This is a genomic window from Sedimentibacter hydroxybenzoicus DSM 7310, from assembly GCF_013403245.1.
GTDB lineage: Bacteria > Bacillota > Clostridia > Tissierellales > Sedimentibacteraceae > Sedimentibacter > Sedimentibacter hydroxybenzoicus.
Genome location: NZ_JACBNQ010000013.1, coordinates 77,637 through 100,819 on the forward strand (window position 1 = coordinate 77,637; position 23,183 = coordinate 100,819).

The window sequence follows — 23,183 nt, forward strand, 5'->3', positions numbered from 1 at the left end:
GGGTAATAACCTTATTGAAATCTTTTCATAATTAAATATCGTAATATCAATTTAATCTATTTAATATTTCATAATGAAATACCGTAAATAATCCCAAACTTTATTTAACAATTAACATTAAAATTACAAGGTTTATTTATTTTATAAAATAAACCTTGTATGGCACTTAATTTGCATATTGAAATAATAAATAGTATTACAGAATCTATAAAAACGTTTTCATAAAAAAACGAAAATATTTAAGGAGAGTGCAATATGGAAAATACTAAGGAAGTATTCTTTCAGGTAATTAAGGACCGCAGAAGTATAAGAAAGTATACGGAGCAAAGAATTACAGAAGAAGATTTAAGGCTTATATTAGAAAGTGCCAGACAAGCACCTTCAGGAGAAAATGCACAGCCGTGGAGGTTTATTGTGATTAAAGACCAAGACAGTAAGGATTTCTTGTCATACGTCGGTAAACATGGAAGCGGAAGAAGGTTCACAGGAGAATTTTTAAGCAAACAAATGCAGGCAAGATTTACAGGCTTACAGGATGAAGAAAAAAAGATTGCCGCATATAAAAAATTGACTTCCGGTAATGTATCGTCATTTGTCAGCGAAGCCGATGTAAACATAATTGTATTAGGGAAAAAAGAGGTTTGGGATGCTCCCTTTGATACCTCTGCCGCTATTGAAAATATGCTTTTGACGGTAACAAGTTTAGGCTTGGGAGCATGCTGGCTGGTAGCTCCATGTATAGATATAAGAGACGAGCTCAGAATGAAGGAGTATTTCGAAATAACTGATGAGTATAAGCTGTTTGCTATTATTTCAATAGGATATCCTGCTAAAATGGCAAATCCAAGACCTAGAATTCCTTTAAAGGATTTGGTCTTCAATGAAAAGTTCGGAGAAGCATATTACGAAGAATAATATGATGCCCAGATAATTAACGCCAATATCTAAATGAAAGCTATGGAGGATATAAAATGAGTGATATAAATAACTTTAAAGATCAAATGCTGTATGAGGTTCAAAAGGCATTCTATGATGAAAGAGGGAAGGGTGCAAGATATAGGTTAACCTTAACAGGTGTACCTTATATAAAATCTCAGCTTGGAGAAAAAGCGAATGACATTGAAATGATAAAGAATTGGCTGATAGAAAACAAATTCTGCACAGAAATTGAAATAGAACAGGATGAGATTGAATTCAAAGCTAAAATGAAAAATTGCTGTCTGTATAATATAAGCAACTCATTCTATGAAAAGGGTATGCAGCCTTTGAGCTGTCCGATTGCCAATATGTTTATGAGTGCCATTGAAAGTGAACTTGGCCTGTCTCCCGAATTGCTTCCGATAGACATCAAGGGAGAGTATTGCGGCATCAGATGTGCTAAAATAGCTGATTCGGCTGTAGTTGAAGGTAATTAGCATGAATAGCAAGGTTATGAATTTAATTGATGCCGTCAGAGAAATACCAGATGGTGCAGAAATTGCATTTGGCGGGTTTGCAATAACAAGAAGCCCCGTAGCTTTTGCCTGCGAAATGATAAGGCAAAATAAGAAAGACCTTAATATATATCAACCTATAGTCTGTATGGCTACGGATATGCTTGTAGGAGCAAAATCTGTAAAGAAGCTGTCTTATGGCGGTGGTTCTCTGGACAGATTCGGAAGAATGGAGAGAATCAATGAAGCGTTTGAAAATAAAACGATAGATGCAAGAGAGTTCAGCGGACTAAGCTTAACCTACAGATTTTTGGCAGGCTCTTTAGGAGTTCCGTATATACCTACAAAGACATTGTTAGGAACTGACATTTTAAAAAATTTGCTTGATAAGAAAGATGAGTCTGTTATGATTTCTGAATCTCCGTATGGTGACGGTGAAAAATATGTTTTTATGAAAGCATTGAATCCTGATTATGCGGTAATACATGCTCCGTATGCCGATGAAAAGGGAAATGTATTGATTGATGGACCTGTGTGGGACCTGGAATTAGCAAAAGCAGCAAAAAAACTGTATGTTACTGTAGACCAGATTATTTCAAATGAGTATATCAAGATGCATCCGGAAAAGGTTGTCATACCTAATGTTTATACCCATGCAGTCATAGAAGTACCTTACGGAGCTTATCCTACGGCTGTTTATAAAATGTATGATTATGATAGTGATATGTTGACAAAGTATGCTAAAACCAATAAAAAACAAGAAGATTTTGATTTATTCATAGATGAATATGTTACGGGAACAAGCAATCACAATGAATTTTTAGAAAAATGCGGCGGTATTTCTGCATTAAATAAATTAAAAGCCGACCCTGTCTACGGTTATAAAAAGGTTTGGGGTGATAAATATGAGTAATTCAAAATTTACAACTAATGAATTAATGGCTGTTACAGCCTCAAGGCTGCTTAAGGATGGTCAAAATATAGTAGTTGGTTTAGGATTACCGCAGGTTGCAACGCTTCTTGCTAAAAGTACACATGCTCCTCATTTAAATATCATATTTGAAATTGGAGTTGTAAACCCTGAAAGCGTTGACACAGGTGTTGGAATAGCCGATCCGAGATTATGGTACAGAAGTGATTACTTTACAAGCTTTATAGGTTCTCTGGGTCACATACTGCAAAGAGGATTGGTTGATGTGGGATTTTTAGGCGGCTTGCAAATAGACAAGTTCGGTAATATAAATTCCACGGGAGTACACGAAAAGGATTATTTCAGACATATTAACGGGAGTGGTGGAGCAGCAGACATAGCATCCTATTCAAAGAATATTTTTGCCATAGCCAAACACCAAAAAAGAAAAATTGTAGATATGGTTGATTTTATAACGACGGTAGGTTACTTAAACGGAGGAGCCACGAGAGAAAATTCCGGACTGCCCAAGTGTAAGAGTATAAGAATCATAACTAACTTGTGTGTAATGAATTTTAATAATCAGCTGAGAGAAATGCAGATTGAATCAGTTCATCCTGGTGTCACTAAAGATCAGATTATTGAAAACACAGGATTTGACATTAAATTTGCAGGTGATTTGAAAGAAACCGATTTGCCGGATGATAATGAAATCTATTTGTTAAGAAACGTTATAGACCCAAAAAAATTATATATTTAATATATAATCGTATGAAAAAAATTATTTATTTTGCCAAGGAGGTAGAAATGAAACAGATTAAAACTTTATGTTTAGTTCTCGCTTTGATTTTAACTGCATCCTTTGGGTTTTCAGGATGTACTCAACAAACTCAAACACCTGCACCGCCACCGGCTCCCGTGCCTGCACCGGCAGAACCGGCTGCACCTCAGGAACCGGCAAAACCCGAATTGAAATATCCGGAGAGACCCATTAATGCTGTTGTTGGTTTTTCAGCCGGAGGACCGACTGATGTTATAGCAAGAGGTATCGTACCGATTCTTCAGGATTTGGTTGGTGAAGGTATTGCTATTACAAATACTCCGGGCGCTGCGAGCGCAACTGCCGCTGTAAGTGTAAAGGATGCAAAAGCTGACGGATATACGTTATTTTTCGGTTCGGAAATAATGTCGGTATGGCAGACAATGGGCACTATGGATATGAGCCCTACAAGAGACTTTATTCCAATTAAATTAGTTGCTGAAGCAACACCCGTTTTGGCAGTTCCGCCGGATTCAAAATTTGAATCGGCAGAGCAATTAATCCAGTATGCAATTGATCATCCTGGGGAACTAAGAATTGCCACTGCCGGTCCTGCGACAGTTCCACATATAAGCGGGCTGTTGCTTGAACAATATGTTGGTGCCGAATTTACATTTGTTCCGTTTCAGGGCGGAGGTCCGGCTATAACTGCAGTTATGGGCAGTCAGGTAGATGCAACAATTGAAATGGTACAATCGATGGTTGAAGCGCATAAGGGCGGAAATTTAAAGATATTGGCTTCGTTTACAAACGAACCGATTCCCGGTCTTGATGATATAGTTCCAATAAGCTCTGTTTATCCTGTACTTAAGGATTATGTTCCATACGGACCATATTTCGGATTGTTTGCACCGTTAGAAACTCCGGACGACATTATTCAGTTCTTAAAGGAAAAAATGACAGAAGCTATGGCTGACCCAAGATGGAGTGAATATTGCACAAAATTGTACTTAACTCAAATAGATTACGATGAAGAAGCAGCTTATGAATATCTGGAAAAATGGACATCAAAGGCAGCATGGCTGTTATATGAAACAGGGGCAGCTCCTAATTCTCCCGAGGATTTCGGAATTAAGAAACCTGAATAAAATTGCTTTCATGACAGCCCTTGCTTAAAGCTTGGCAAAGGGCTGTCTAAACAGAAATAACAGGAGGGTTGCTATGTTAATAGTAGATATAAACAAATGTAACGGAGACGGTGTTTGTTCAGAGGTTTGCGGTGCAGGTGCAGCAATATTAAATGAAGCAGAAGGTAAAGCTTACATAGACCCTGATATGTGTATTGAATGCTATTCATGCATGAGCACTTGTCCTCAAGAAGCAATTTACGAAGAGGAATAGGAGGAGCTTATGAAGCTGAGATGGATAGATTGGTTAGTAATAGCTATAGTCGGAGCTATCACTGCTTTTATATTGATTAGCATTTATGGCTTTGTTAACAATAAGGGCATTGAGTTATTTTCAGTAACTTCACCGTTGATTTTTCCATTTCTTGTTGGTGTTACGCTTTTAGTATGTTGGATATTAACAATAATAAAAGACATAAAAAAAGCAGTTACAACAAATAAGGATGATTCAAAAGAATTGCTGCACGATATGGTAGTTGTCATAATTTATATAATTGGTGTCTTAACGTATTCCTTAGTAATAGGTAAAATCGGATTTATCTTAGGATCCATCCTGTTCTTAATAACAGGAATGGTATTTATGAATTATGATGAAGAAAAATATAGTAAAAAAATTATAAATGCAGCTATTGTTTCTTGTATTACAGTACCTGTTTTATATTATGTGTTTCATGAAGTATTTAAGGTCATGTTACCGTAGGGAGGTGCAATAATGATAGAATTTGAATTGATATACATATTATATATATTTGCAGGATGTGTTATCGGCTTGGTAATGGGTGCGCTTCCGGGGCTTACTGTAACAATGACTATAGTATTGGTGGTTTCACTGACCTTCGGCTGGGCAATGATTCCTGCCTTGGCTTTTATAATAGGCGCATTTGCAGGAGGTGTTATGGGCGGCTCAATTTCAGCTATCGCCTTGAATATTCCGGGAACAGCTGCTGCGGTATCAACTGTTTTTGACGGTTATCCGATGAAGCTAAAGGGTGAAGCAAATAATGCGTTAGGAATTTCATTGTTTGTGAGCTTAATAGGAGGAATATTCGGTTTGGCTATCCTTGGACTGGTGGGACCTTTATTAGGAAAAATTGCTCTTAAGTTTGGACCGCAGGAATACTTTTTAATCACTTTATGGGGAATAACCTTGGTTGCTGTTTTGAGCCAGGGTAAAATGACAAAAGGATTAATTGCCGCCTTTATAGGTATATTTGTTGGAATGATAGGCATGGATCCGATAACAGGTCTGATGAGATTTACACTTGGCTCCAAGGTGTTAAGCGGCGGTATAAATTATATTGCAGCTATGATAGGACTATTCGGCATGAAAGAAGTTTTAACTCAATTAAAGAGAAGTAAAACATTTAAAATTGATGAAAACTATAAAATTAAAGATTTATTTCCTAAAAAAGAAATTATTAAAAGGATAGCTCCGACGATGACATGGTCAGCTGTTATAGGCTGGATAATAGGTTTGTTGCCGGGTACGGGCGGGGACATTGGATCATTGGTAGCATATGGAGCGACTAAAAGCATAGTTAAAAATCCAAACAGACCATTTGGTGAAGGATCATATGAGGGTGTTGCAGCTCCTGAAACAGCAAATGATGCTGCGATAGGCGGTGCTTTAACTACGATGCTGACACTTGGTATACCGGGGGATTCAATTACTGCAGTTATAATAGGTGCTTTTTATATGCATGGATTATTGCCGGGACCAACATTTATGATAACAGAAAAAAGATACTTTTATTATATATTAATATTCCTTGCAATAGGAATAGTATTTGCTTATCTTAGCGGTTTGTTAGGAGCAAATATAATGCTGAAGGTTTTAAAGTTTCCAAAGTGGGCATTAGTTCCGACGATTACAATGTTGTGTATTATCGGTTCATATGCGCTGCAAAACAGTATTAATGATGTAATAATAATGACTTTCTTCGGTTTTATAGGATATTTATTTGAAAAGTGCGAATATCCCGTGTCGCCGATAGTATTGGGTATTATACTTGGACCAATGATTGAAACTAATTTCAGGCAGGCGCTAATAAGTGCAGGCTCGGTATCTTCTCTTCTTATGTCATTCATAACAAGACCGCTTGCATTAGCAATATTGATTTTAGTGGTAGCATCATTTGTACTTCAATCATTCACAGTTAAATCAAATAAGAAGTCAGAAGCAGAAAATTAGTCGGGGTGATATATATGTCAAGCATCATAAGAGTTAATATGACAACTCATGAAATTAAAAGTGAAATAAATAAAGATTATGAGTTTTTAGGCGGAAGATCATTAAGCTCAAGAATTGTATATGATGAGGTGGAGCCAACCTGTGAGCCCTTAGGCAGAAAAAACAAATTAGTAATAGCTATGGGCTTGTTGTCAGGGACTATTGCTTCAAGTGCAAGCAGAATATCAATCGGAGCAAAAAGCCCCCTTACAAACGGCATTAAGGAGACAAATTGCGGCGGTGTTGCCGGAGGCAAACTGTCAAAATGCGGAGTACAAGCAATCATTATTGAAGGAAAATCAGAAGATGATAAATGCTATGTGCTTGTTATAACTAAAGATGGCTACAAGCTTGAAGTGATGAATAAATTAAAGTATCTGGGTAATTACGATACAGTTGAAAATCTTTATAATAAATACGGCAGGAAAACAGGCATTCTTTGTGTCGGACCTACGGGAGAAAGAGGTTTAAGAGGTGCGTGCATTGCATCAAGCGATTCCATAGGAGAGCTTAAATTTGCGGCCCGTGGCGGGTTGGGTGCAGTAATGGGCTCAAAAGGGCTCAAAGCAATTGTAGTCGATGATAAGGGCTGTAATTTAATAACATATAAAGATAAAGAAAAATTTATAGAATTAGCTAAGGATTACAATAAAAAATTAGCAAGCGATCCCAAGGTTACGGGAACTTATCATAATTATGGAACAACTGCTATTGTAAAGGCAGTTAACGGTATGGGAGCACTTCCTACATGTAATTTCAGATATGGTTCAACCGAACATGTATCTGATTTGTCCGGCGAAAAAATGAATGAACTTATTTTGTCCCGAGGCGGTGAAGGAAAATTAGCTCTTTCATGCATGGAGATATGTGCTATAAGGTGCAGTACGATTTATCCGGATAAAGACGGTAAAAAATTAGTTTCTACAATGCAATATGAAAATATAGCACTGCTTGGCTCTAACTTAGGAATGAAAAATCTTGATCAGGTTGCGCAGTTAAATTATGAAATAAACAATTTAGGTTTAGATACAATTGAAACAGGATGTGCATTGGGTGTTGCTCTCGACATGGGGTACGGCAGATTTGGTTGTATAGAGGATTGTATGGCATTGATAAATGAAATAAGCAGAAATACTCCTCTTGGCAGATTGATAGGAAACGGTGCGCTTTTAACAGGACAGATATTGGGATGTGACAGAATACCTACAGGAAAGGGCCAGGGATTTGCGGGATATGACCCAAGGGCGTTGAAAGGAAACGGTGTAACATATTCTATGTCTACGATGGGAGGAGATCATACTGCAGGAAACTGTTTTGGCTCAAGAGCAACTGTTGATCCATTAGGAACCGAAAGCCAGGGAGAGCTGTCCAGGACGCTTCAAATACAAATCGGTACACTTGACTGCATAGGGCTTTGCATGTTTGCCAGAGGTCCGTTATTTGCAGATGCAAGTATACTTGCCAATATAGTAAATTATAGATCAGGCAGCAGCTTTGACAAAGATACGATTTGGGAATTAGGAATTGAAACATTGAAGCTTGAAAGGGAGTTTAATATAAAAGCCGGAGTAAGTCCGGCACACGACAAGTTACCCGAATATCTGTATGAGGAACCTTTAAGCCCGACCAATGCAGTATTTGATTTAACAGAAGAGGAAATGTTAAAAGCTATTGTTTAAGGTATGTCATGATAACTATAAAATTAAATTTAACATTAATATATATCGTCGGGAAAAAGGTTATAGAATTAGATGTAAAATGTCCTGTTAGTCTTCATGAATTGATTAGTAAAGTCGGATTAACACAGTCTGAGATTGGCATGATTATAAAAAATGGCAGATGGGCCCCCATGGACTGCATAGTAGAAGAAAATGATGTAATACAGTTATTTCCTCACCTTGAAGGTGGATAAAAATATAAAAATTAAATTAATTGAGAGGAGATAGAAAATGGCAAAAGTAATTGTTAGAGAAAGTGATGTAGAGGGTACTAAAAAAACCCCGTGGCCAAGAGTATCAAAAATATTAATAAGTGAACACACAGTTGGAGCAAAACAAATATCAATGGGAACTAATGTTTCAGAACCGGGAAGCGGTATTCCGATTCATAAGCATACGGATTCCGAAGAAGCAATGTTTGTAATAGAAGGAACAGGAAAATTAATATGCGGCAATGAAGAATACGACTTGTATCCCGGAACAGCATTGTTTTCTCCTTTAGGAGTAGAACACCAGATTATTAATACGGGCGATACACCTTTTAAAATCGTTTGGGCATATGCACCACCGTTGCCGGATCATTTAAAATAACATAAGTGTAAGGAGGAAGCCATGAAATATGAATACTCAAAGGGTCACCTTGATAAAGGTGACGGAATATATTTTCAAAATATGACGTGGAAACAAATAGAAGAGAGACTAAAGGTTAACGATATAATCATTATTCCGATCGGGTCTACAGAACAGCACGGTAGAGGGCAATGTACCGGAGAAGATGGATTTTTGGTAACAAGGATGGCTGAAATTGTAGCAAAAGAAACAGGTTGTACAGTATCTCAGCCAATATGGTTCGGTTCTCATCCATGGAGTCAGATAGGCATGCCCGGAACAATAGTAATACCGGAAGATATATTTATCGGATATATAAGAGCTGTAATCGCAGGATATTGGAATGCGGGATTCAGAAAAATGATATTATTAAACGGACATGGACAGGAATACGTAATACCAAACGCAATACATGAATTCGGGAAAATATGTCAGGTGCCTGCTGTAATTACATTTTTAAACTGGCCGACGGCAATCGCTAAGCATTTAAGAGACAAAAATCACGGTGGACCGTGGGAAACTGCCTTCAGGCATGCGGATGAAGTTGAAGCATCCTATGCCATGGCATTGTTTCCGGAGCTTAATCATTCCGAAGATTTCGAAGATACAGAACCAAAAGGCTTCCTGCCGCATGGTCATATAGACTTGGGCGGAGATGTTTACCAATGGCCGTTACCGGGACATTGTACAATGGGCTGCGGATACCTTGAAATAAAAGGTTATCCTGAAGGAGTTGTAGGAAAACCGTCATTGGCAGATCCGAAGAAAGCAGAAGAAGGATTGGAGGCATTACTGGATTACTTCATTAAATTACACAATGATATTTTAGAAAGATTCCCTCCGGGAGTACTTCCGGATCCCGGTGATGTTACAGAACAAGACCGTGCTGTAATTGAAGCGTTATTAAAAGGTCCGCACAACGGCGGTAAGAGCTTATACGCTCACCGTTATCCAATTTAAGTTGTTCCCTCCTTTAAAACTGAACTTCGCATATCTGCGAAGTTCAGTTTCAGTATTTTAATTGCTATAAATAAACATTTTAATAACCTATGAATTAATGTATAATATTCTAAAAGATAACGTTATCAATTGGGGTGATACTATGATCGGAAAAATTGTATTTGTGGTACCGGATGAAAAAGTAGCCGCAACTGCCGAAGAGGTTATACATGAATTGAACGAAGATATAGAAGTATATCGCGGCTCGTTCAGTGAAGGCTTGAAATATGCAAGATTGGCTGTTTGCAACGGAGCAAACCTGATTATCAGCCGTGGAGGAACGGGTAACTTAATAAAACGAAATGTAGAAATTCCTGTGATTGAAATTGAATTCGGCAGCTATGATGTTATTAATTCTATTCATAAAGCAATTCAATATTCCAATATGATAGGTATAGTCGGTTTTAGCGGTTTGTCATTAACATATAAAAAAGTCAGTTCGATTTTGGAGAAAACATTTTCAGCTAAAATTATCACCACAACTATTAAATCAGAAAGAGAAATAGAACATCACATAACAAACTTATATTTATTGGGATGCAGAGTGTTTATAGGCGGACAGGCAGTTATGGATGTTTTAGACAGATTAGGATATGCCGGGGTTCTGATAGAAACAGGCAAAGAAGCAATTGCAGAAGCTATCAGCTATGCAAAAGGTATAATGGAAGTACAGATGATTGAAAAGGAAAAGGCAGCTATATTGAAATCTATCATAGATTTTGCTTACGACGGTATATTAGGAATTGATAAAAACGGCTTAATAACAGTATTTAATCCCGTGGCAGAAAAAATTACGGGAGTAGTATACAATCATGCCATAGAAAAGTCAGTAGATGATGTGATAGAAAACACAAGAATGATTCAGGTTTTAAAGACAGGCATCCCTGAATTAGGAGAAATACAGCAAATAGGAAATACCTCAATAGTTACCAACAGAGTACCTATTGTTGTTGAGGGTGAAATATTGGGAGCTGTTGCTACCTTTCAGGAAATAGAAAAGATTCAGAAAATGGAAACACAGATCAGAAAAAAATTACTTGCAAAGGGTCATATTGCAAAAACAACATTTGATGATATAAAGGGCAAAAGTAAAGAAATACTAAAAACTAAAGAAAAGGCAAGATTATATGCAGGAGTTGACAGTACGGTATTAATTTTAGGTGAAACCGGTACGGGGAAAGAACTTTTTGCTCAAAGCATACATAATGCAAGCTTAAGAGGAGATAAGCCGTTTGTTGCAGTAAACTGTGCTGCATTGCCCGAGAATCTTCTGGAAAGTGAGTTGTTCGGCTATGTAGAAGGGGCGTTTACCGGTGCAAGAAAGGGCGGTAAAATAGGGTTATTTGAGTTAGCTCACAGGGGTACTATATTTCTTGATGAAATAAGCGAGATGTCTCCAAATTTGCAGGCAAGATTTTTGAGAGTTCTTCAGGAAAAGGAAGTTGTAAGATTAGGAGATGATAAAATAATTCCTGTAGATGTAAGGGTTATAGCAGCTACTAACAGAGATTTATATAAGTTTGTTGAGGAAGGCGAATTCAGGGAGGATTTATTTTACAGATTGTGTGTGTTAAGGTTGGACATACCTCCATTAAGACAAAGAAAAGATGATCTGTATGAATTGGTATCATATTTCCTATATGAAAAAAGCAAACTTTTGAATATAAGAATTAAAGGTATATCAAGCGAATCAATTGCAAAGATTGTACTGTATGATTGGCCGGGAAATGTAAGACAATTAGAAAATTTTTTAGAAAGATGCGTCGTGTTGTGTGCAGGAGACGTGATAAATGTAGATGTTATTGATGAAGCTATAATAGGCATACCCACACATATAAACGGAACAGAAGATACGGATAAAGAAGTTCAGAACAGTAACAGAGGAGTTTTGAAGCATATAGAAAATGAAACAATAAAAAATATTCTCGAAGAAACCAACGGCAATAAGTCCTTAGCGGCTGAAAGGCTTGGTATAAGTGTAACTACATTATGGAGACGGTTAAAAAACATGGAGGGGTCAGAAGAATAGAATAAGAACCTCAAACTATATTTTTATTTCTGTAACATGTAATCAAATTGAAAATAAAATAAGGTATCAAAGAATATTTTCAAGGAGGTTATAATGTTTAGAAATCCGTATGAAGGCTTTCCATTTCCTATATATAATGATATGGATTTTATCAGTGTACAGAGACAAAGAAATGCACAGGATGTAATGCAGACATTTCGCTCGCAGAACAGAGATATATACGCTGAATTGGAGCAGGCAGGTATAAATAGAGGAGTAGCAGATAATTTATTACTTTTTTTGATTAACTATATTATGAATCAAACTGATACTAATCGCCCGCCGCGCCAAATTTACAGCCAGATTCGAAATCAATTCCCGTTGTTTAACTTAATGGCAAGACAATTTCCCATGGGGCAAAATGAAATTGACAGATTTATAGTTAGAATTATAGAGATAATCTTAAATATAATCAGAAGCGGACAGCCAAGCCCCGGACCGGCGCCCGGTTGGTCAAATTGGGAGGATTTAGGAGGTGTATTATCAACGGCTCCTGCAGTATCTTCATGGGCTGCAAACAGATTGGATGTTTTTGCCGGTGGCACAGATAATGCCATGTATCATAAATGGTGGGATGGCAGACGTTGGAGTGATTGGGAAAGCTTAGGCGGGATATTGGCGTCATCACCTGCTGCTGTTTCATGGGGTCCTGAACGAATAGACACTTTCGTTAGAGGAACTGATAATTCCTTATACCATAAATGGTGGGACGGAAGCAGGTGGAGTGATTGGGAGAGCTTGGGAGGAATACTGACATCCGCTCCGGCAGCATCTTCATGGACCTCGAATAGATTAGATGTCTTTGTCAGAGGAACTGACAATTCCTTATACCACAAATGGTGGGACGGTAGACGCTGGAGTGACTGGGAAAATCTCGGCGGCAATTTAACTTCATCACCTGCGGCAGTATCCTGGGGACCAAATAGGATAGATGTTTTTGCAAGAGGAACAAATAACGAACTGATCCATAGATGGTGGGACGGCAATCGTTGGAGCGGATGGGAAAGCTTAGGAGGCGTATTAACATCAGGACCTGCAGTATCTTCAAAAAGACCAAACCAATTAGACGTATTTGTAAGAGGAAATGGTAACAGGTTGTATAAGCGAACTTGGAATGGCTCCCGCTGGGAGGATTGGCAAGACCTTGGAGGTAACTTGGATTCCGAACCTGCTGCAGTGTCTTGGGGACCAAACAGGACCGATGTATTTGCGAGAGGGCAAAACAGAAATTTAATTCATACGTGGCAGGGTCAATAATTACATGAAAACTAACAGTCGCTTTATAGGTTTTAAACGCATATATTGTGTGTAAGGTAGGTATTTTACTATACCTTAAAATTTTAGGATGTGATAAAATTGAGGTTATATAATGGTAACTATATAATAAGCAGTGGCTATGGTCCTCGTAAATTAAGCAACGGTGATTCAAGTTTTCATAAAGGAATTGATTATGTAGGTGTAGATAGTAAAAATATAATTACACCTACTAACGGAAAAATTGTAACATCTCAAATCATAACCGACAGAAGCAATCTTACCTGGGAGTGGGGCAATTATGTTAAAATGGATGACTTAAACGGATTCTTTTTATTCTTTTGTCATTTGTCCAGAAGAACGGTAAATGCCGGTGAAACCGTAGCAAAAGGTCAATTGATAGGAATCGAAGGGCAGACAGGATATACTACCGGCAGCCATTTGCATTTTGAGGTCAGAAGAAAATCAGATAATATTGCAATAGATCCGGATGAGTATTTTAAAATATTGGCGGCTTGGGAACAGGGTCAGGTTGATGCAGCCAAGAAATTAGTTCAGGAAAAAACGGGCTTTGATAATAATACCATGGAATATCTGTCAAAACATCCATATCCGGATGCTTTGTTTTTAAAATTGGCAAAAGCAATGAAATAACAGACAAATCATATTCAGAGACGAACTTTTATAGGTTCGCCTCTGAAATTTTTTGTATATATTTTCCAAATGTTCAAAATTCAAGTATATTGTGGTATAATAAATAATTAATTAAGAAAAATATATGAAGAAGGAGTGATATTTTGATAAAGACAGGTAAAACACCATTGATGAGGTCAAAAAAATTAGAGAAAGCTTTGGGAGTAGAAGAAATTTATTTGAAGCTGGAGGGTGCAAATCCTTATGGAAATAAGTTTGACAGAATTTCCGAAACATTGGTCAAAGATGCAATAGTTCGTAAACGCGGCGGTCTTTTAGTTGATGGGCCAAGCGATTACATAAAATCAATTATTAACTATTCTGAAAAATTTGATATAGACATAAAAGTTTCCCTATTTAAAAATGAGCAATGGAAAAAATCTTTATTTCAAAACATGTCATTTGTAGATTTCAGAAATAATAAGATAAATAATAAACACGAATTAATAGAAAAATACTGTAAGGAAAACAACTACTATAATGCATCAAATTCGTATGGGAATAAGCATCTTAGCATCGTATCCCTTCAAAAAATAGGAGAGGAAATTGCAGAGAGATTAGGAAATAATATTTCAACTGTTTTTACGCAGTTAAGCAATGGATATACCGTATCCGGATTATACAACGGTTTTGTTGATAAATGGGTTGAAGGTGAGATAAACAAATACCCTCAAATATTTTCTTGTACAATACCATACGGTAATATTATATATAATGACTATAAAAAGAATTTAGAGCTTAACGATCTGAGCATGGATGATTTCGATGTTAAGGCAAATAAATACACAAAGAATTTATTTGCAGATGAAGGCGCTCTTTTAGAAGAAGCATTGAATGCAATCAACGATACGGACGGAAAAATAATTCCCGTAGATGAAGCTTTGCTAACAGAAAGTGTTCATTTTCTAAGAAAGCAGGAGCACATATATTTAACTGCTCAAGAAGGATATTCATTCGCCGGTTTCTATAAGATGGCAAAGGAAGGAAAAATAAAAAACGGTAAGCATGTTATAATTTTAAATAACGGTAAAAGTGATTTAGAATTAATAAGGATTGAAAATTTTAAAGAGTATTCAAAAGAAAGTCTTACTAAGTGGACAAAGGAGTGGCTGCAGGATTATTCAGATACATTGGATGAAACTGAAGAGGCCATTGAATTTGCCATGAGAAACGGCTTTGTAGTTATTGCCTTGAGAAACAATATTCCTCAAGGTATAGGTGTCGTTGTCAACCTTGGATTTGAAAAGGTCATACCTACATACCACTTAGTATATATAGGTACAAAAGAAGGAAACAAGGGTCGTGGAATAGCATCGGAGCTTTTAAATTATCTGATTGAAATAACTGAAGGCCGGCTTTCACTTCACGTAGATTTAGAAAACAAAAAAGCAAGAACCTTATATCAAAAAATAGGTTTTAAAACCGCATATTATAGAATGATTTACAATAATACGGAACAGGCTTAAGCAATTTACCATATTTAAGAAATTCTCGCAGATAGAATAAAAAAGCCGAAAATTAACTTTTCGGCTTTTAGTACTCTTACGATAAAATATAGTTATATTCTTTGTACGTTAGATGCTTGTGGTCCTCTGTTTCCTTGAGTAATATCAAAGCTAACTGCCTGACCTTCGTCTAAAGATTTAAATCCGTCCCCCTGGATAGATGAGAAATGAACAAATACATCATCTCCACCTTCTGCTGTAATAAATCCGAATCCTTTATCCGCGTTAAACCATTTTACTGTACCTTTATTCATGAGGTACCTCCTAATTTTTATTATATCCCAATGTAAGTTAAAAAAAATCACACATTTTTACAAATCATATACACAAACACTTATATGATCTCTAAAAACATGTGATATCTATAAATACATCTGTAATACTTAATTACAATATCACAGATATTTATATATGTCAATAATTTTTTATTATTTGTTTGTATTAAGAAACCTGTTAAGAAATGAATATAAAATAAAAATCGCGCGATTTATATCTGCGCGATTTTTTATGAACCATGAGGGATTCGAACCCCCGACCAACAGATTCAATTTTTATCATTCTGAAGCATTCAATAATATTCTGAATTGCTTGCAACTACATGTTATATATTCAAAATCAATCCAAAGCATACCATTAAAAATTATCTTGAAAGGGCTAAAAAAGGGCTAATATGGACTAAAGATTTAAACCTTTTTAAACATGTTATTCAAGCACTCAACCTCGGCAGCTTTTATTCCTTCCAATACATGAGTGTAAATTTCTGTTGTTTTTATGGAGCTATGACCGAGCAGCCGAGAAACGGTCAAAATAGATGCTCCATTCTCAAATAGCCTGGTTGCATAAGTATGTCTGAGAGCATGAAATTTTTTATATCCAACTCCTGCACTCTTTAATGCTCTTTCCCAGGAGCGCCTTAAATTTTTTGCATCTATATAGGTACCGGATATAGAGGGGAACAACAAATTATTTTCTTCATATGCCGGTCCGAGTTTTAGTTTTTCCTCTGCTACAAGCTTTTCTAATTTTTTAAGATCTGATAATAGGATTTCCGGCAGTGGAACTTCCCTGTTTGAGCTCTTGGTTTTAGGTCTGGTGGCTTTCATTTCATAATGATACTTTTCTTCGGTTTCATATATTTTAACTGTACGCAGTGTCTTATTTATCTTTACGGTGGATATATTCTTTATATCTGTTTTTTCCAAAGCAAGTATTTCACCTTCTCTTAGTCCGGTCAGCAATGCAAACATAACGATGTATCTAAGCTTTTCATGTCCTAAACTCTCTACAATGGTATTAATTTCATCGGTAGTAAATGTTTCTATAACAGAATCACTATCATCAATGAGATCCTCTTCATTTTCCTTGGCAATTTTTATTCCCCTGCATGGATTTTTTACAATGTATCCCTCTGTTTCTGCATAACCAAAAAACTTATTAAGCAGCTTATGTAGATTAGTGACTTGAGATATGCTTTTCCCGGATGCTCTCAGCTCATTATAATATTTTTGTATTGCAATCTTCTTTATCTCGGAAATTGTAAGCCGGCCTAATTCAGTTCCCTTAATATAATTTCGATATATGCCCTCGTATCTCTCAAAACTCGAAGATTTATTTCCGGAGGATTTTTCTATATTCCATAGCCATGTATATACTGACATATCTAATGAGTGAGTAGTTAAATCGGGATTCAGGCCTGATTCAATATCCTTAAGATACTTTTTCTTTTTAGCTTCAGCATCGCTCTTTGAGGTACCATAGAAGTTCTTTCTTATAGGCTTTCCCTTGGCATCATAGCCAACAGTTACCCTTGTGCGATAATATTCGTGCCCGTTTATACTTGAATTTATCTTTGGTTTGTTTGCCATAACATTTATTCCTCCTTTCTCAAACGAATGTTTGGTTAATAGTTTATAATAAAAGGTCCAGGGGGACCTGTTATTATTGGTTATATAAATATTTTTGCATAAAACTCACCACTCAAAATATTTATTATGTTTCCTTTATTGCATTTATTACTGATGCACTATTCCAACCTACCATTTTATCTGCAAAGGTTGTAATTTTTATTGGTGCTCGTTCTTGACCCCATGGATATATACCTATAATATATTTTTCCATTCTTACAGCTTCATCTATCTCGTAATCAATCCAATCACTGTAATTTGCGTACATTCCCGCAATTATTAACACAACATTTGCATGTTTTATTTGTTCTGTTAAAGCTTTTTTTAAGTTTGTATTACTTGCAAACGAGTCATGCTGTGGAACGCTGTAGTTTTTATAGGATATATTTGAATTTCTTAACCATTCTTCAATTTTGTAATAATCATCATCATATTTCCATGCGTGACTTATAAAAATATTATACATTGACATTACACCATCCTTTCGGTAATATATTATTAAGTGAGGTGAGTTTTATGCTATATAGAAAAAAACCTGTTGTAGTAGAAGCTTTTCAATATGTAGGTACTAACTTACATGAAATACTTAGCATAATAAATGGTTGTAAAAAAAACAATAGGCATGCTTATGTAAATTCTAATAATGAGCTCATAATAAAAACATTAGAGGGCGATCACAGAGCTAATCTAAATGATTTTATTATAAGGGGTGTTCATGGGGAATTTTATCCGTGCAAACCTGATATATTCGCCAAAACCTACGAAGTAGTTAATTAGCTTTTTCGCTGCATTGGGTATTTATCTGTGCCCAATTAGAATTTTCATCAGAAATAATTTGCTCAACTCTCTCGACTAATATATTGAGAGAGTTTTCTTCTTGATTTTTATAAAATCCTGATCTTGACAAATAAAAATATTTCTCTCTTTTAAGGGTTTCTGAAATTAATCTGTAATGAAGCCAATTTTCGTGATAGTTTTTTAGTTTATTTATACCTAATAAAACAGTTGCGGTAGCTCCTAATATAGAAGTAAAAATTCTTATGTATATATTTGTAAACGGAGAACATACAGTTATTAATGTCGTACATATCAATATGGCTATATTACTATTGTAGTATGCCTTTTTAAATTCCTGTGCTTTTTTACCATGCCATTCTTGTTGATCGTCCAATCTTTCCTTTATGTATCTTTCTTCATCCATGACATACTCTTCTCCTTTGTTTTTATTGGGTAGATTTAAGTACAAATACCATTGGTGCGATTTTTGAATTCTCTGATTTTCTTTATAAGGCTTTAATTCGGAGAGCTATGTATTCTTGTCCATCTTTTACCCAACCTAAAAATATCTCTTTCCGGCCGGATTATGTCTTCTACAGCTTCTATATGTATGCCGGCAGGTACGCTGCCGTATACGTTAACGCTAAAAATGATGATAGCAATTTCTTTTTCATTCTCATTCACTTCTTCTTATTTTTCTTAGATTTTTTCTTCATTACTTTCATGATTATGTTTCTCCATTAGTTCATTAACTTGAAAACGTAAAAACTTTTTAACACTTTCCATTAAATCACGATATTCCAGAACATTTACATTAAATAAATTTCCTTTATATTCGAATTTATAATATGTAAAATATTTATGAGAGTCTTCAACGTCTTTGGAAGGGTCAACCCCTGTTATTACCTTAATTTCACAATCTATAGCTTTAAATACTTGCCTTAATCTTTCTTCTGTTTCTATCCTGTCTTTAACCTCATTCCAAATTATGTCTAAGCCCATTAATTCGGAAGGTGAAGTATCCAAGGCTAATGATATTTTCCCAATTTGTTCAATGCTTGGATTGAGTTGCCCTTTTTCATATCTTGTTACAGTCGCTCCGGTAACCCCTATTTTTTTACCAAGTTCTGTTTGGGTTAGCCCTTTTTTCTTCCTATATAACTTTATATTTTCTCCTACCTTCATATTGTTCCCTCCCTAATCCTTTTCTTTTATTATAATCAATAAATTTCAAAAAACAATACAAAACTTCCTAAAAATATAATAAATATATCAAAATACTTCGTTAATGGAAATAAAATATAAAAATTGCATTGACATACTACGTTTAAAGAAGTATAATTTTAGAAAAACTACGTTAAAAGAAGTTTGAGAGGTGATACTATGAATGTAAAAATTGCCAGAATAAAGGCTGGATTAACTCAAGAACAACTATGTAAATTGGTTCATATTTCTCCTAAGAAGTTATGCAGAATAGAAAATGGAAACGATGATACTGCAACAAAGAAGGATATGAAAAATATTGCTAATGTATTGGGTGAAGATGTTTTAACATTATTTTTTAATAAATAGAGAGAGGTGATCAATATGAAAAATCAATACTTACTCAGTATTCCTGAGGCTGCCAAGCAATTAGGGATTGGCAGAGAAAAATTAAGAGAGTTGTGTTATGCAGACGATACAGTACCATCGGTCAAAGTAGGTCCATACACCAAGATAAACATGCCTTTGATGAAAGAATATCTTGATAAGGCTGCAAGAGAGGGGAGGCACCTATAAAAAGAATGAGCAGAGATGAATTAATCGAAATGTACGGCATTGAAACGTGCATCACAATTAACCATGATGTCAGAGAAATCAGCATATATACGAATAAGCCTGAACTAATGGATTATCTTCAAAGATTAGGAGTTAAATGTATCAGGCAGGATGTTGTTGAGGGAAAGGTTTTTGGTGGATTATACATATTTCAATCAAATTAAGAATATGGGAGGTTCAATATTGAAAAATAGGCAAAAAGAATACAGCCTCCGGGTAAGAAGCTGCATTCAAGCCTACGGTTTTAATTACAGTCTCAAGCCGATGAGCAAAGGCTGCAAACGAATAGGCATGTATTAATAATAGTATAGCCTATTCGTATATGAAATATCAATAAAAATTTAAAAAAGAATAGGAGAAAAATTATGAGTTACAATTTAATTAATCAAGAATTAGGAATTTATTCATGCAGTACAAAGGATTTAGGTTCAGAAGAGGTAGAAACGTTTAACAAACAAGTTGATGGTAAGTTGGATAATCTAACTATGTTCTACAATGAGAATGAAGATAAGATAATTCTAAATGCTGATAATGACGGATTTGACCTTTTCAAGGAAACAATAGTTGCCTATTTATCGATGAGCCAAGAGGGTAAGGCGGTGTTTAATAAAACGAGACCTTCAGCATGTAACAGATTGATATACATATTAGATTATGTAATTCAACGAAGAAAGTTGAATGAAGTTAAGCAGTTAACGGAATCCATACCGGAATTTAAAGGAATATATCCTGTGATAGTAACTATGATGGACTACGAAAAACAATCTCAGGTTATAGATATTATATTGGGTATTGATACTTCTCCGCTTGATATAAACACGCTTTATGGATGGAATCAGCATGTGAAAAGAGGAAATATTAAAAATTTGATATTAAAGGGGATCTTACCTACAGATGATAATTTGAAAAAATATCAGGATGAAATAAACAAGGAAGTTGAAGAACTGAACAAAAGTATAATCTCGCAGACAGTTCCGGTTATACTTCGTGATACTGACAAAAACATAAAAGATTTATCAGAGGTTTAATATGAGAGAAAATGAAGAATTCAAGCCTTTTGTACTGAGTTTATACAAATTATGCAAGAAAACAGACAAGCTTACCTATTTGCTTCAAATAAGGAATCGGATCCTTAGGTTGGTTGAAGAAAATGAAAACTTTGGAGAGTTCGTAAAATTTTACGACGACGATGTATACCTGAACTGTGACGGAATCTATTTATTTACCAACGTTTTAAAAGGCTATTTTGAAGAAGAGTTAATAGAAGATATACATAAATACATATACCTTTTAAATGAGTACAGCCAAAATGAGTATAATCTGGATTGTATGTTAAGAGATATCAGCACTCAAGATTTACGTAATCTTGCGGTAGAGGCAATGAAGTATCTTTCAAAAGAAGAAAAGTTGAGAAATGCAAGACAAATGGTAATCGAAAGAGTGGGTGAGGAGTTGAGAAGACGTAACATTATTACACGAAGTATTGATACCGGAAAAACAGTTATTGAAAAGGTATTGGAAGTATTGAAATAAAGAATGATTTAGTTAAGGTGGGGCTCCAATGGGGCTTCTGAGGGTGGTGATAGATTGGCAGGAGAAGGTTGGATAAGCATTCATAGGCAAATATGGAACAATTGGACGTGGAAAGATAAGCCCTTTTCAAAGGGTCAAGCATGGATTGATATATTGCTGTTAGTTAATCATAATCCGGATAAAGTATATTTTCGGGATTCCATATACGACGTTGAACCGGGACAAAGAATAACTTCTGAGCTTCAACTTTCGGAAAGATGGGGGTGGTCAAGGAACAAAACACGGCGTTTCTTAAATGACTTAGAACGTGAACAGCAAATAGACGTAAAAAGGGACAACAGAAAGACAGTAATAACCGTTCTAAATTACACAAAATATCAGAAAGACAATACAACAAAAGGTACAACTGAAAGTACAACAGAAAGACAACAGATGGTACAACAGAAAGACATAAACAATAATGATACAATAATGATTAATAATGAGAATAAAAAAGATATATATATATCTGTCCCGGATGAAAGCCTAAAGTCAAAACAAAAAAAAGAAAAATATGGTGAGTTTGAAGAAGTATGTTTGACGAATGATGAATTTAACAAGCTTGTAGATAAATTTGGTATGCATAAAACCGAAGACATGGTTTCCAAGCTTGATAATTACAAGGCTTCTACCGGAAAAAGATATAAAAGTGATTATGCCACAATCTTAAACTGGAATAGAAAGAATGAGAATGAACCTAAAAATCACTCAAATGGAAATACTAACAGCAATCCGTTCGCGGAGATGTTCAAGGAGGTAATAGGAAATGAACAAGATTGAAACTTTAGGCATACTAAGCGTATTAAAAAGTGCGTACCCTGCTTTTTATAAAGATATAAGCAAGCAAGAGGCGGAAAATATAGTGAATTTATGGGCTGAAATGTTTGCTGCTGATGATTTTAATACAGTCAAGGCGGCGGTCAAGGCTCATATTGCAAGCGACACAAAGGGGTTTCCTCCTGTAATAGGTCAAATAAAAGAAAAATTAAATATTATTACATCCCCTGCTCAAATGACAGAGCAAGAAGCATGGAGCCACGTTAGCCGGGCAATCAAGAACAGCGCTTATCATGCTGCTGAAGAGTTTGACAAGCTTCCTGAAATATTAAAAAAGGTAGTTGGTGGACCGTCGCAGTTAAAAGACTGGGCTTTAACCGAAAGCAAAGAAGCGCAAACCGTGATAGCATCGAATGTAATGAGGTCGTACCGAGTAGAACTGACTCAGAACAAAGAATATAAGGCGCTGCCGTCTGATGTGAAGAAATTAATGGAGAATGCATCAACTATGATTGAAGGTGGTGTAAATGGCTAAAGAATGTTATCAATGTTTAGATGCAGGGATAGTAATCATCCGTAAGACTGGTAAGAATGGCACATCGTACAATTATATGTTTCAGTGTAGTTGCCGTAGAGGCAGTTACCACGGTCAACTACCGAGTATAGATATTAAATCATCAGAAAATAGAAATATATTAAAAGAATTGGCACATCAAAATTATGAGTTGCTCAATAACGGTATACGTAAATAATCAAGATAATAATTGATTTGTGAAATAAAAAAGCTGCCTGCCAACAGCAGCTCATTAATAAAGTCTTCACTCTCAAAGCAATATACCATCTTTATTATACATTAGCAATAAATAAAAATCAATAGGGAGTGAGGACTTTGACACGACAAACGCATGAATGAGTTTCACAATTAAACTATTGAAAGATTAAATTTAAAAAAATATGATCCAGTTCAAG

31 protein-coding genes are annotated in these 23,183 nt (G+C 35.6%); 25 read left to right on the forward strand and 6 right to left on the reverse strand.

Annotated elements, in window-relative coordinates; genetic code table 11:
* Positions 1-255 precede the first annotated feature (255 nt).
* The 16 genes from HZF24_RS11765 (at position 256) to HZF24_RS11840 (ending at position 15,327) form a co-directional block, all read left to right on the forward strand.
* Complete coding sequence (locus HZF24_RS11765) at positions 256-915, forward strand: nitroreductase family protein (protein ID WP_179238518.1); 660 nt, start codon at positions 256-258, stop codon at positions 913-915.
* Positions 916-971: 56 nt separating this feature from the next.
* The gene (locus tag HZF24_RS11770) at positions 972-1,415 is read left to right on the forward strand and encodes a hypothetical protein (RefSeq protein WP_179238519.1); all 444 of its coding nucleotides are present in this window, start codon (positions 972-974) and stop codon (positions 1,413-1,415) included.
* A 1-nt stretch (position 1,416) separates the two neighbouring features.
* On the forward strand, positions 1,417-2,346 hold the full coding sequence (locus HZF24_RS11775) for a CoA transferase subunit A (protein WP_179238520.1): 930 nt from the start codon (positions 1,417-1,419) through the stop codon (positions 2,344-2,346).
* Complete coding sequence (locus HZF24_RS11780; protein ID WP_179238521.1) at positions 2,339-3,103, forward strand: CoA-transferase subunit beta; 765 nt, start codon at positions 2,339-2,341, stop codon at positions 3,101-3,103. Before HZF24_RS11775 ends, HZF24_RS11780 begins: the two co-directional genes overlap by 8 nt.
* 47 nt (positions 3,104-3,150) lie before the next feature.
* Positions 3,151-4,251, forward strand: a complete 1,101-nt coding sequence (locus HZF24_RS11785; RefSeq protein WP_179238522.1) for a tripartite tricarboxylate transporter substrate binding protein — start codon at positions 3,151-3,153, stop codon at positions 4,249-4,251.
* Positions 4,252-4,324: 73 nt separating this feature from the next.
* Positions 4,325-4,504, forward strand: a complete 180-nt coding sequence (locus HZF24_RS11790) for an indolepyruvate ferredoxin oxidoreductase subunit alpha (protein ID WP_179238523.1) — start codon at positions 4,325-4,327, stop codon at positions 4,502-4,504.
* A gap of 9 nt (positions 4,505-4,513) precedes the next feature.
* Positions 4,514-4,990 carry a tripartite tricarboxylate transporter TctB family protein gene (locus HZF24_RS11795; protein ID WP_179238524.1) on the forward strand — a complete coding sequence of 159 codons (477 nt, stop codon included), beginning with the start codon at positions 4,514-4,516 and terminating at the stop codon, positions 4,988-4,990.
* Between the two features lie 12 nt (positions 4,991-5,002).
* Complete coding sequence (locus HZF24_RS11800; RefSeq protein WP_179238525.1) at positions 5,003-6,481, forward strand: tripartite tricarboxylate transporter permease; 1,479 nt, start codon at positions 5,003-5,005, stop codon at positions 6,479-6,481.
* Positions 6,482-6,495: 14 nt separating this feature from the next.
* Positions 6,496-8,199 carry an aldehyde ferredoxin oxidoreductase C-terminal domain-containing protein gene (locus tag HZF24_RS11805; RefSeq protein WP_179238526.1) on the forward strand — a complete coding sequence of 568 codons (1,704 nt, stop codon included), beginning with the start codon at positions 6,496-6,498 and terminating at the stop codon, positions 8,197-8,199.
* 8 nt (positions 8,200-8,207) lie between these two features.
* Positions 8,208-8,432 (forward strand): MoaD/ThiS family protein, encoded by a 225-nt coding sequence (locus tag HZF24_RS11810; RefSeq protein ID WP_179238527.1) that lies wholly within the window; start codon positions 8,208-8,210, stop codon positions 8,430-8,432.
* A 37-nt stretch (positions 8,433-8,469) separates the two neighbouring features.
* Positions 8,470-8,829 carry a cupin domain-containing protein gene (locus tag HZF24_RS11815; protein ID WP_179238528.1) on the forward strand — a complete coding sequence of 120 codons (360 nt, stop codon included), beginning with the start codon at positions 8,470-8,472 and terminating at the stop codon, positions 8,827-8,829.
* A gap of 21 nt (positions 8,830-8,850) precedes the next feature.
* Positions 8,851-9,807 carry a 3-dehydro-scyllo-inosose hydrolase gene (gene iolN, locus HZF24_RS11820; protein WP_179238529.1) on the forward strand — a complete coding sequence of 319 codons (957 nt, stop codon included), beginning with the start codon at positions 8,851-8,853 and terminating at the stop codon, positions 9,805-9,807.
* Positions 9,808-9,904: 97 nt separating this feature from the next.
* Positions 9,905-11,875: a sigma 54-interacting transcriptional regulator gene (locus HZF24_RS11825; RefSeq protein ID WP_179238530.1), complete on the forward strand. Its 1,971-nt coding sequence runs from the start codon at positions 9,905-9,907 to the stop codon at positions 11,873-11,875.
* 93 nt (positions 11,876-11,968) lie between these two features.
* Positions 11,969-13,171 carry a DUF346 domain-containing protein gene (locus HZF24_RS11830; RefSeq protein ID WP_246346108.1) on the forward strand — a complete coding sequence of 401 codons (1,203 nt, stop codon included), beginning with the start codon at positions 11,969-11,971 and terminating at the stop codon, positions 13,169-13,171.
* Positions 13,172-13,270: 99 nt separating this feature from the next.
* The gene (locus tag HZF24_RS11835) at positions 13,271-13,822 is read left to right on the forward strand and encodes a M23 family metallopeptidase (protein ID WP_179238531.1); all 552 of its coding nucleotides are present in this window, start codon (positions 13,271-13,273) and stop codon (positions 13,820-13,822) included.
* 143 nt (positions 13,823-13,965) lie between these two features.
* On the forward strand, positions 13,966-15,327 hold the full coding sequence (locus HZF24_RS11840; protein ID WP_179238532.1) for a pyridoxal-phosphate dependent enzyme: 1,362 nt from the start codon (positions 13,966-13,968) through the stop codon (positions 15,325-15,327).
* A gap of 92 nt (positions 15,328-15,419) precedes the next feature.
* Here the strand turns inward: HZF24_RS11840 and HZF24_RS11845 are convergent, their stop codons facing one another.
* From HZF24_RS11845 to HZF24_RS11855, 3 genes are all read right to left on the reverse strand, one after another.
* Positions 15,420-15,620: a cold-shock protein gene (locus tag HZF24_RS11845; RefSeq protein WP_179238533.1), complete on the reverse strand. Its 201-nt coding sequence runs from the start codon at positions 15,618-15,620 to the stop codon at positions 15,420-15,422.
* A gap of 429 nt (positions 15,621-16,049) precedes the next feature.
* The gene (locus HZF24_RS11850) at positions 16,050-17,231 is read right to left on the reverse strand and encodes a tyrosine-type recombinase/integrase (protein WP_179238534.1); all 1,182 of its coding nucleotides are present in this window, start codon (positions 17,229-17,231) and stop codon (positions 16,050-16,052) included.
* 124 nt (positions 17,232-17,355) lie between these two features.
* Positions 17,356-17,742 carry a TIR domain-containing protein gene (locus HZF24_RS11855; RefSeq protein WP_179238535.1) on the reverse strand — a complete coding sequence of 129 codons (387 nt, stop codon included), beginning with the start codon at positions 17,740-17,742 and terminating at the stop codon, positions 17,356-17,358.
* A 44-nt stretch (positions 17,743-17,786) separates the two neighbouring features.
* Between HZF24_RS11855 and HZF24_RS11860 the strand changes: the two genes are divergently transcribed.
* A complete protein-coding gene (locus HZF24_RS11860) occupies positions 17,787-18,047 on the forward strand; it encodes a hypothetical protein (protein WP_179238536.1) in 261 nt (86 codons plus the stop codon).
* Here HZF24_RS11860 and HZF24_RS11865 read toward each other — a convergent pair.
* From HZF24_RS11865 to HZF24_RS11875, 3 genes are all read right to left on the reverse strand, one after another.
* A complete protein-coding gene (locus HZF24_RS11865) occupies positions 18,040-18,471 on the reverse strand; it encodes a DUF4231 domain-containing protein (RefSeq protein ID WP_179238537.1) in 432 nt (143 codons plus the stop codon). The two genes, HZF24_RS11860 and HZF24_RS11865, sit on opposite strands and share 8 nt — an antisense overlap.
* A gap of 92 nt (positions 18,472-18,563) precedes the next feature.
* Positions 18,564-18,731 (reverse strand): hypothetical protein, encoded by a 168-nt coding sequence (locus tag HZF24_RS11870; RefSeq protein WP_179238538.1) that lies wholly within the window; start codon positions 18,729-18,731, stop codon positions 18,564-18,566.
* A 15-nt stretch (positions 18,732-18,746) separates the two neighbouring features.
* The gene (locus HZF24_RS11875) at positions 18,747-19,232 is read right to left on the reverse strand and encodes a helix-turn-helix domain-containing protein (RefSeq protein WP_179238539.1); all 486 of its coding nucleotides are present in this window, start codon (positions 19,230-19,232) and stop codon (positions 18,747-18,749) included.
* 198 nt (positions 19,233-19,430) lie between these two features.
* Here HZF24_RS11875 and HZF24_RS11880 point away from each other — a divergent pair, with 198 nt between their 5' ends.
* The 8 genes from HZF24_RS11880 (at position 19,431) to HZF24_RS11915 (ending at position 22,966) form a co-directional block, all read left to right on the forward strand.
* A complete protein-coding gene (locus tag HZF24_RS11880) occupies positions 19,431-19,619 on the forward strand; it encodes a helix-turn-helix transcriptional regulator (RefSeq protein WP_179238540.1) in 189 nt (62 codons plus the stop codon).
* A gap of 15 nt (positions 19,620-19,634) precedes the next feature.
* Positions 19,635-19,826 carry a MerR family transcriptional regulator gene (locus tag HZF24_RS11885; RefSeq protein WP_179238541.1) on the forward strand — a complete coding sequence of 64 codons (192 nt, stop codon included), beginning with the start codon at positions 19,635-19,637 and terminating at the stop codon, positions 19,824-19,826.
* 5 nt (positions 19,827-19,831) lie between these two features.
* Complete coding sequence (locus HZF24_RS11890) at positions 19,832-20,029, forward strand: hypothetical protein (RefSeq protein ID WP_179238542.1); 198 nt, start codon at positions 19,832-19,834, stop codon at positions 20,027-20,029.
* Positions 20,030-20,230: 201 nt separating this feature from the next.
* Entirely contained in the window at positions 20,231-20,893 is a 663-nt protein-coding gene (locus tag HZF24_RS11895) for a hypothetical protein (protein ID WP_179238543.1), read from the forward strand.
* Between the two features lies 1 nt (position 20,894).
* Positions 20,895-21,398: a hypothetical protein gene (locus HZF24_RS11900; RefSeq protein ID WP_179238544.1), complete on the forward strand. Its 504-nt coding sequence runs from the start codon at positions 20,895-20,897 to the stop codon at positions 21,396-21,398.
* A 54-nt stretch (positions 21,399-21,452) separates the two neighbouring features.
* Positions 21,453-22,217 carry a helix-turn-helix domain-containing protein gene (locus HZF24_RS11905; RefSeq protein ID WP_179238545.1) on the forward strand — a complete coding sequence of 255 codons (765 nt, stop codon included), beginning with the start codon at positions 21,453-21,455 and terminating at the stop codon, positions 22,215-22,217.
* On the forward strand, positions 22,204-22,749 hold the full coding sequence (locus tag HZF24_RS11910; RefSeq protein WP_179238546.1) for a replicative helicase loader/inhibitor: 546 nt from the start codon (positions 22,204-22,206) through the stop codon (positions 22,747-22,749). The genes HZF24_RS11905 and HZF24_RS11910 overlap by 14 nt, the downstream gene beginning before the upstream one ends.
* Entirely contained in the window at positions 22,742-22,966 is a 225-nt protein-coding gene (locus HZF24_RS11915; RefSeq protein ID WP_179238547.1) for a hypothetical protein, read from the forward strand. The genes HZF24_RS11910 and HZF24_RS11915 overlap by 8 nt, the downstream gene beginning before the upstream one ends.
* The last annotated feature ends 217 nt before the right edge of the window (positions 22,967-23,183 follow it).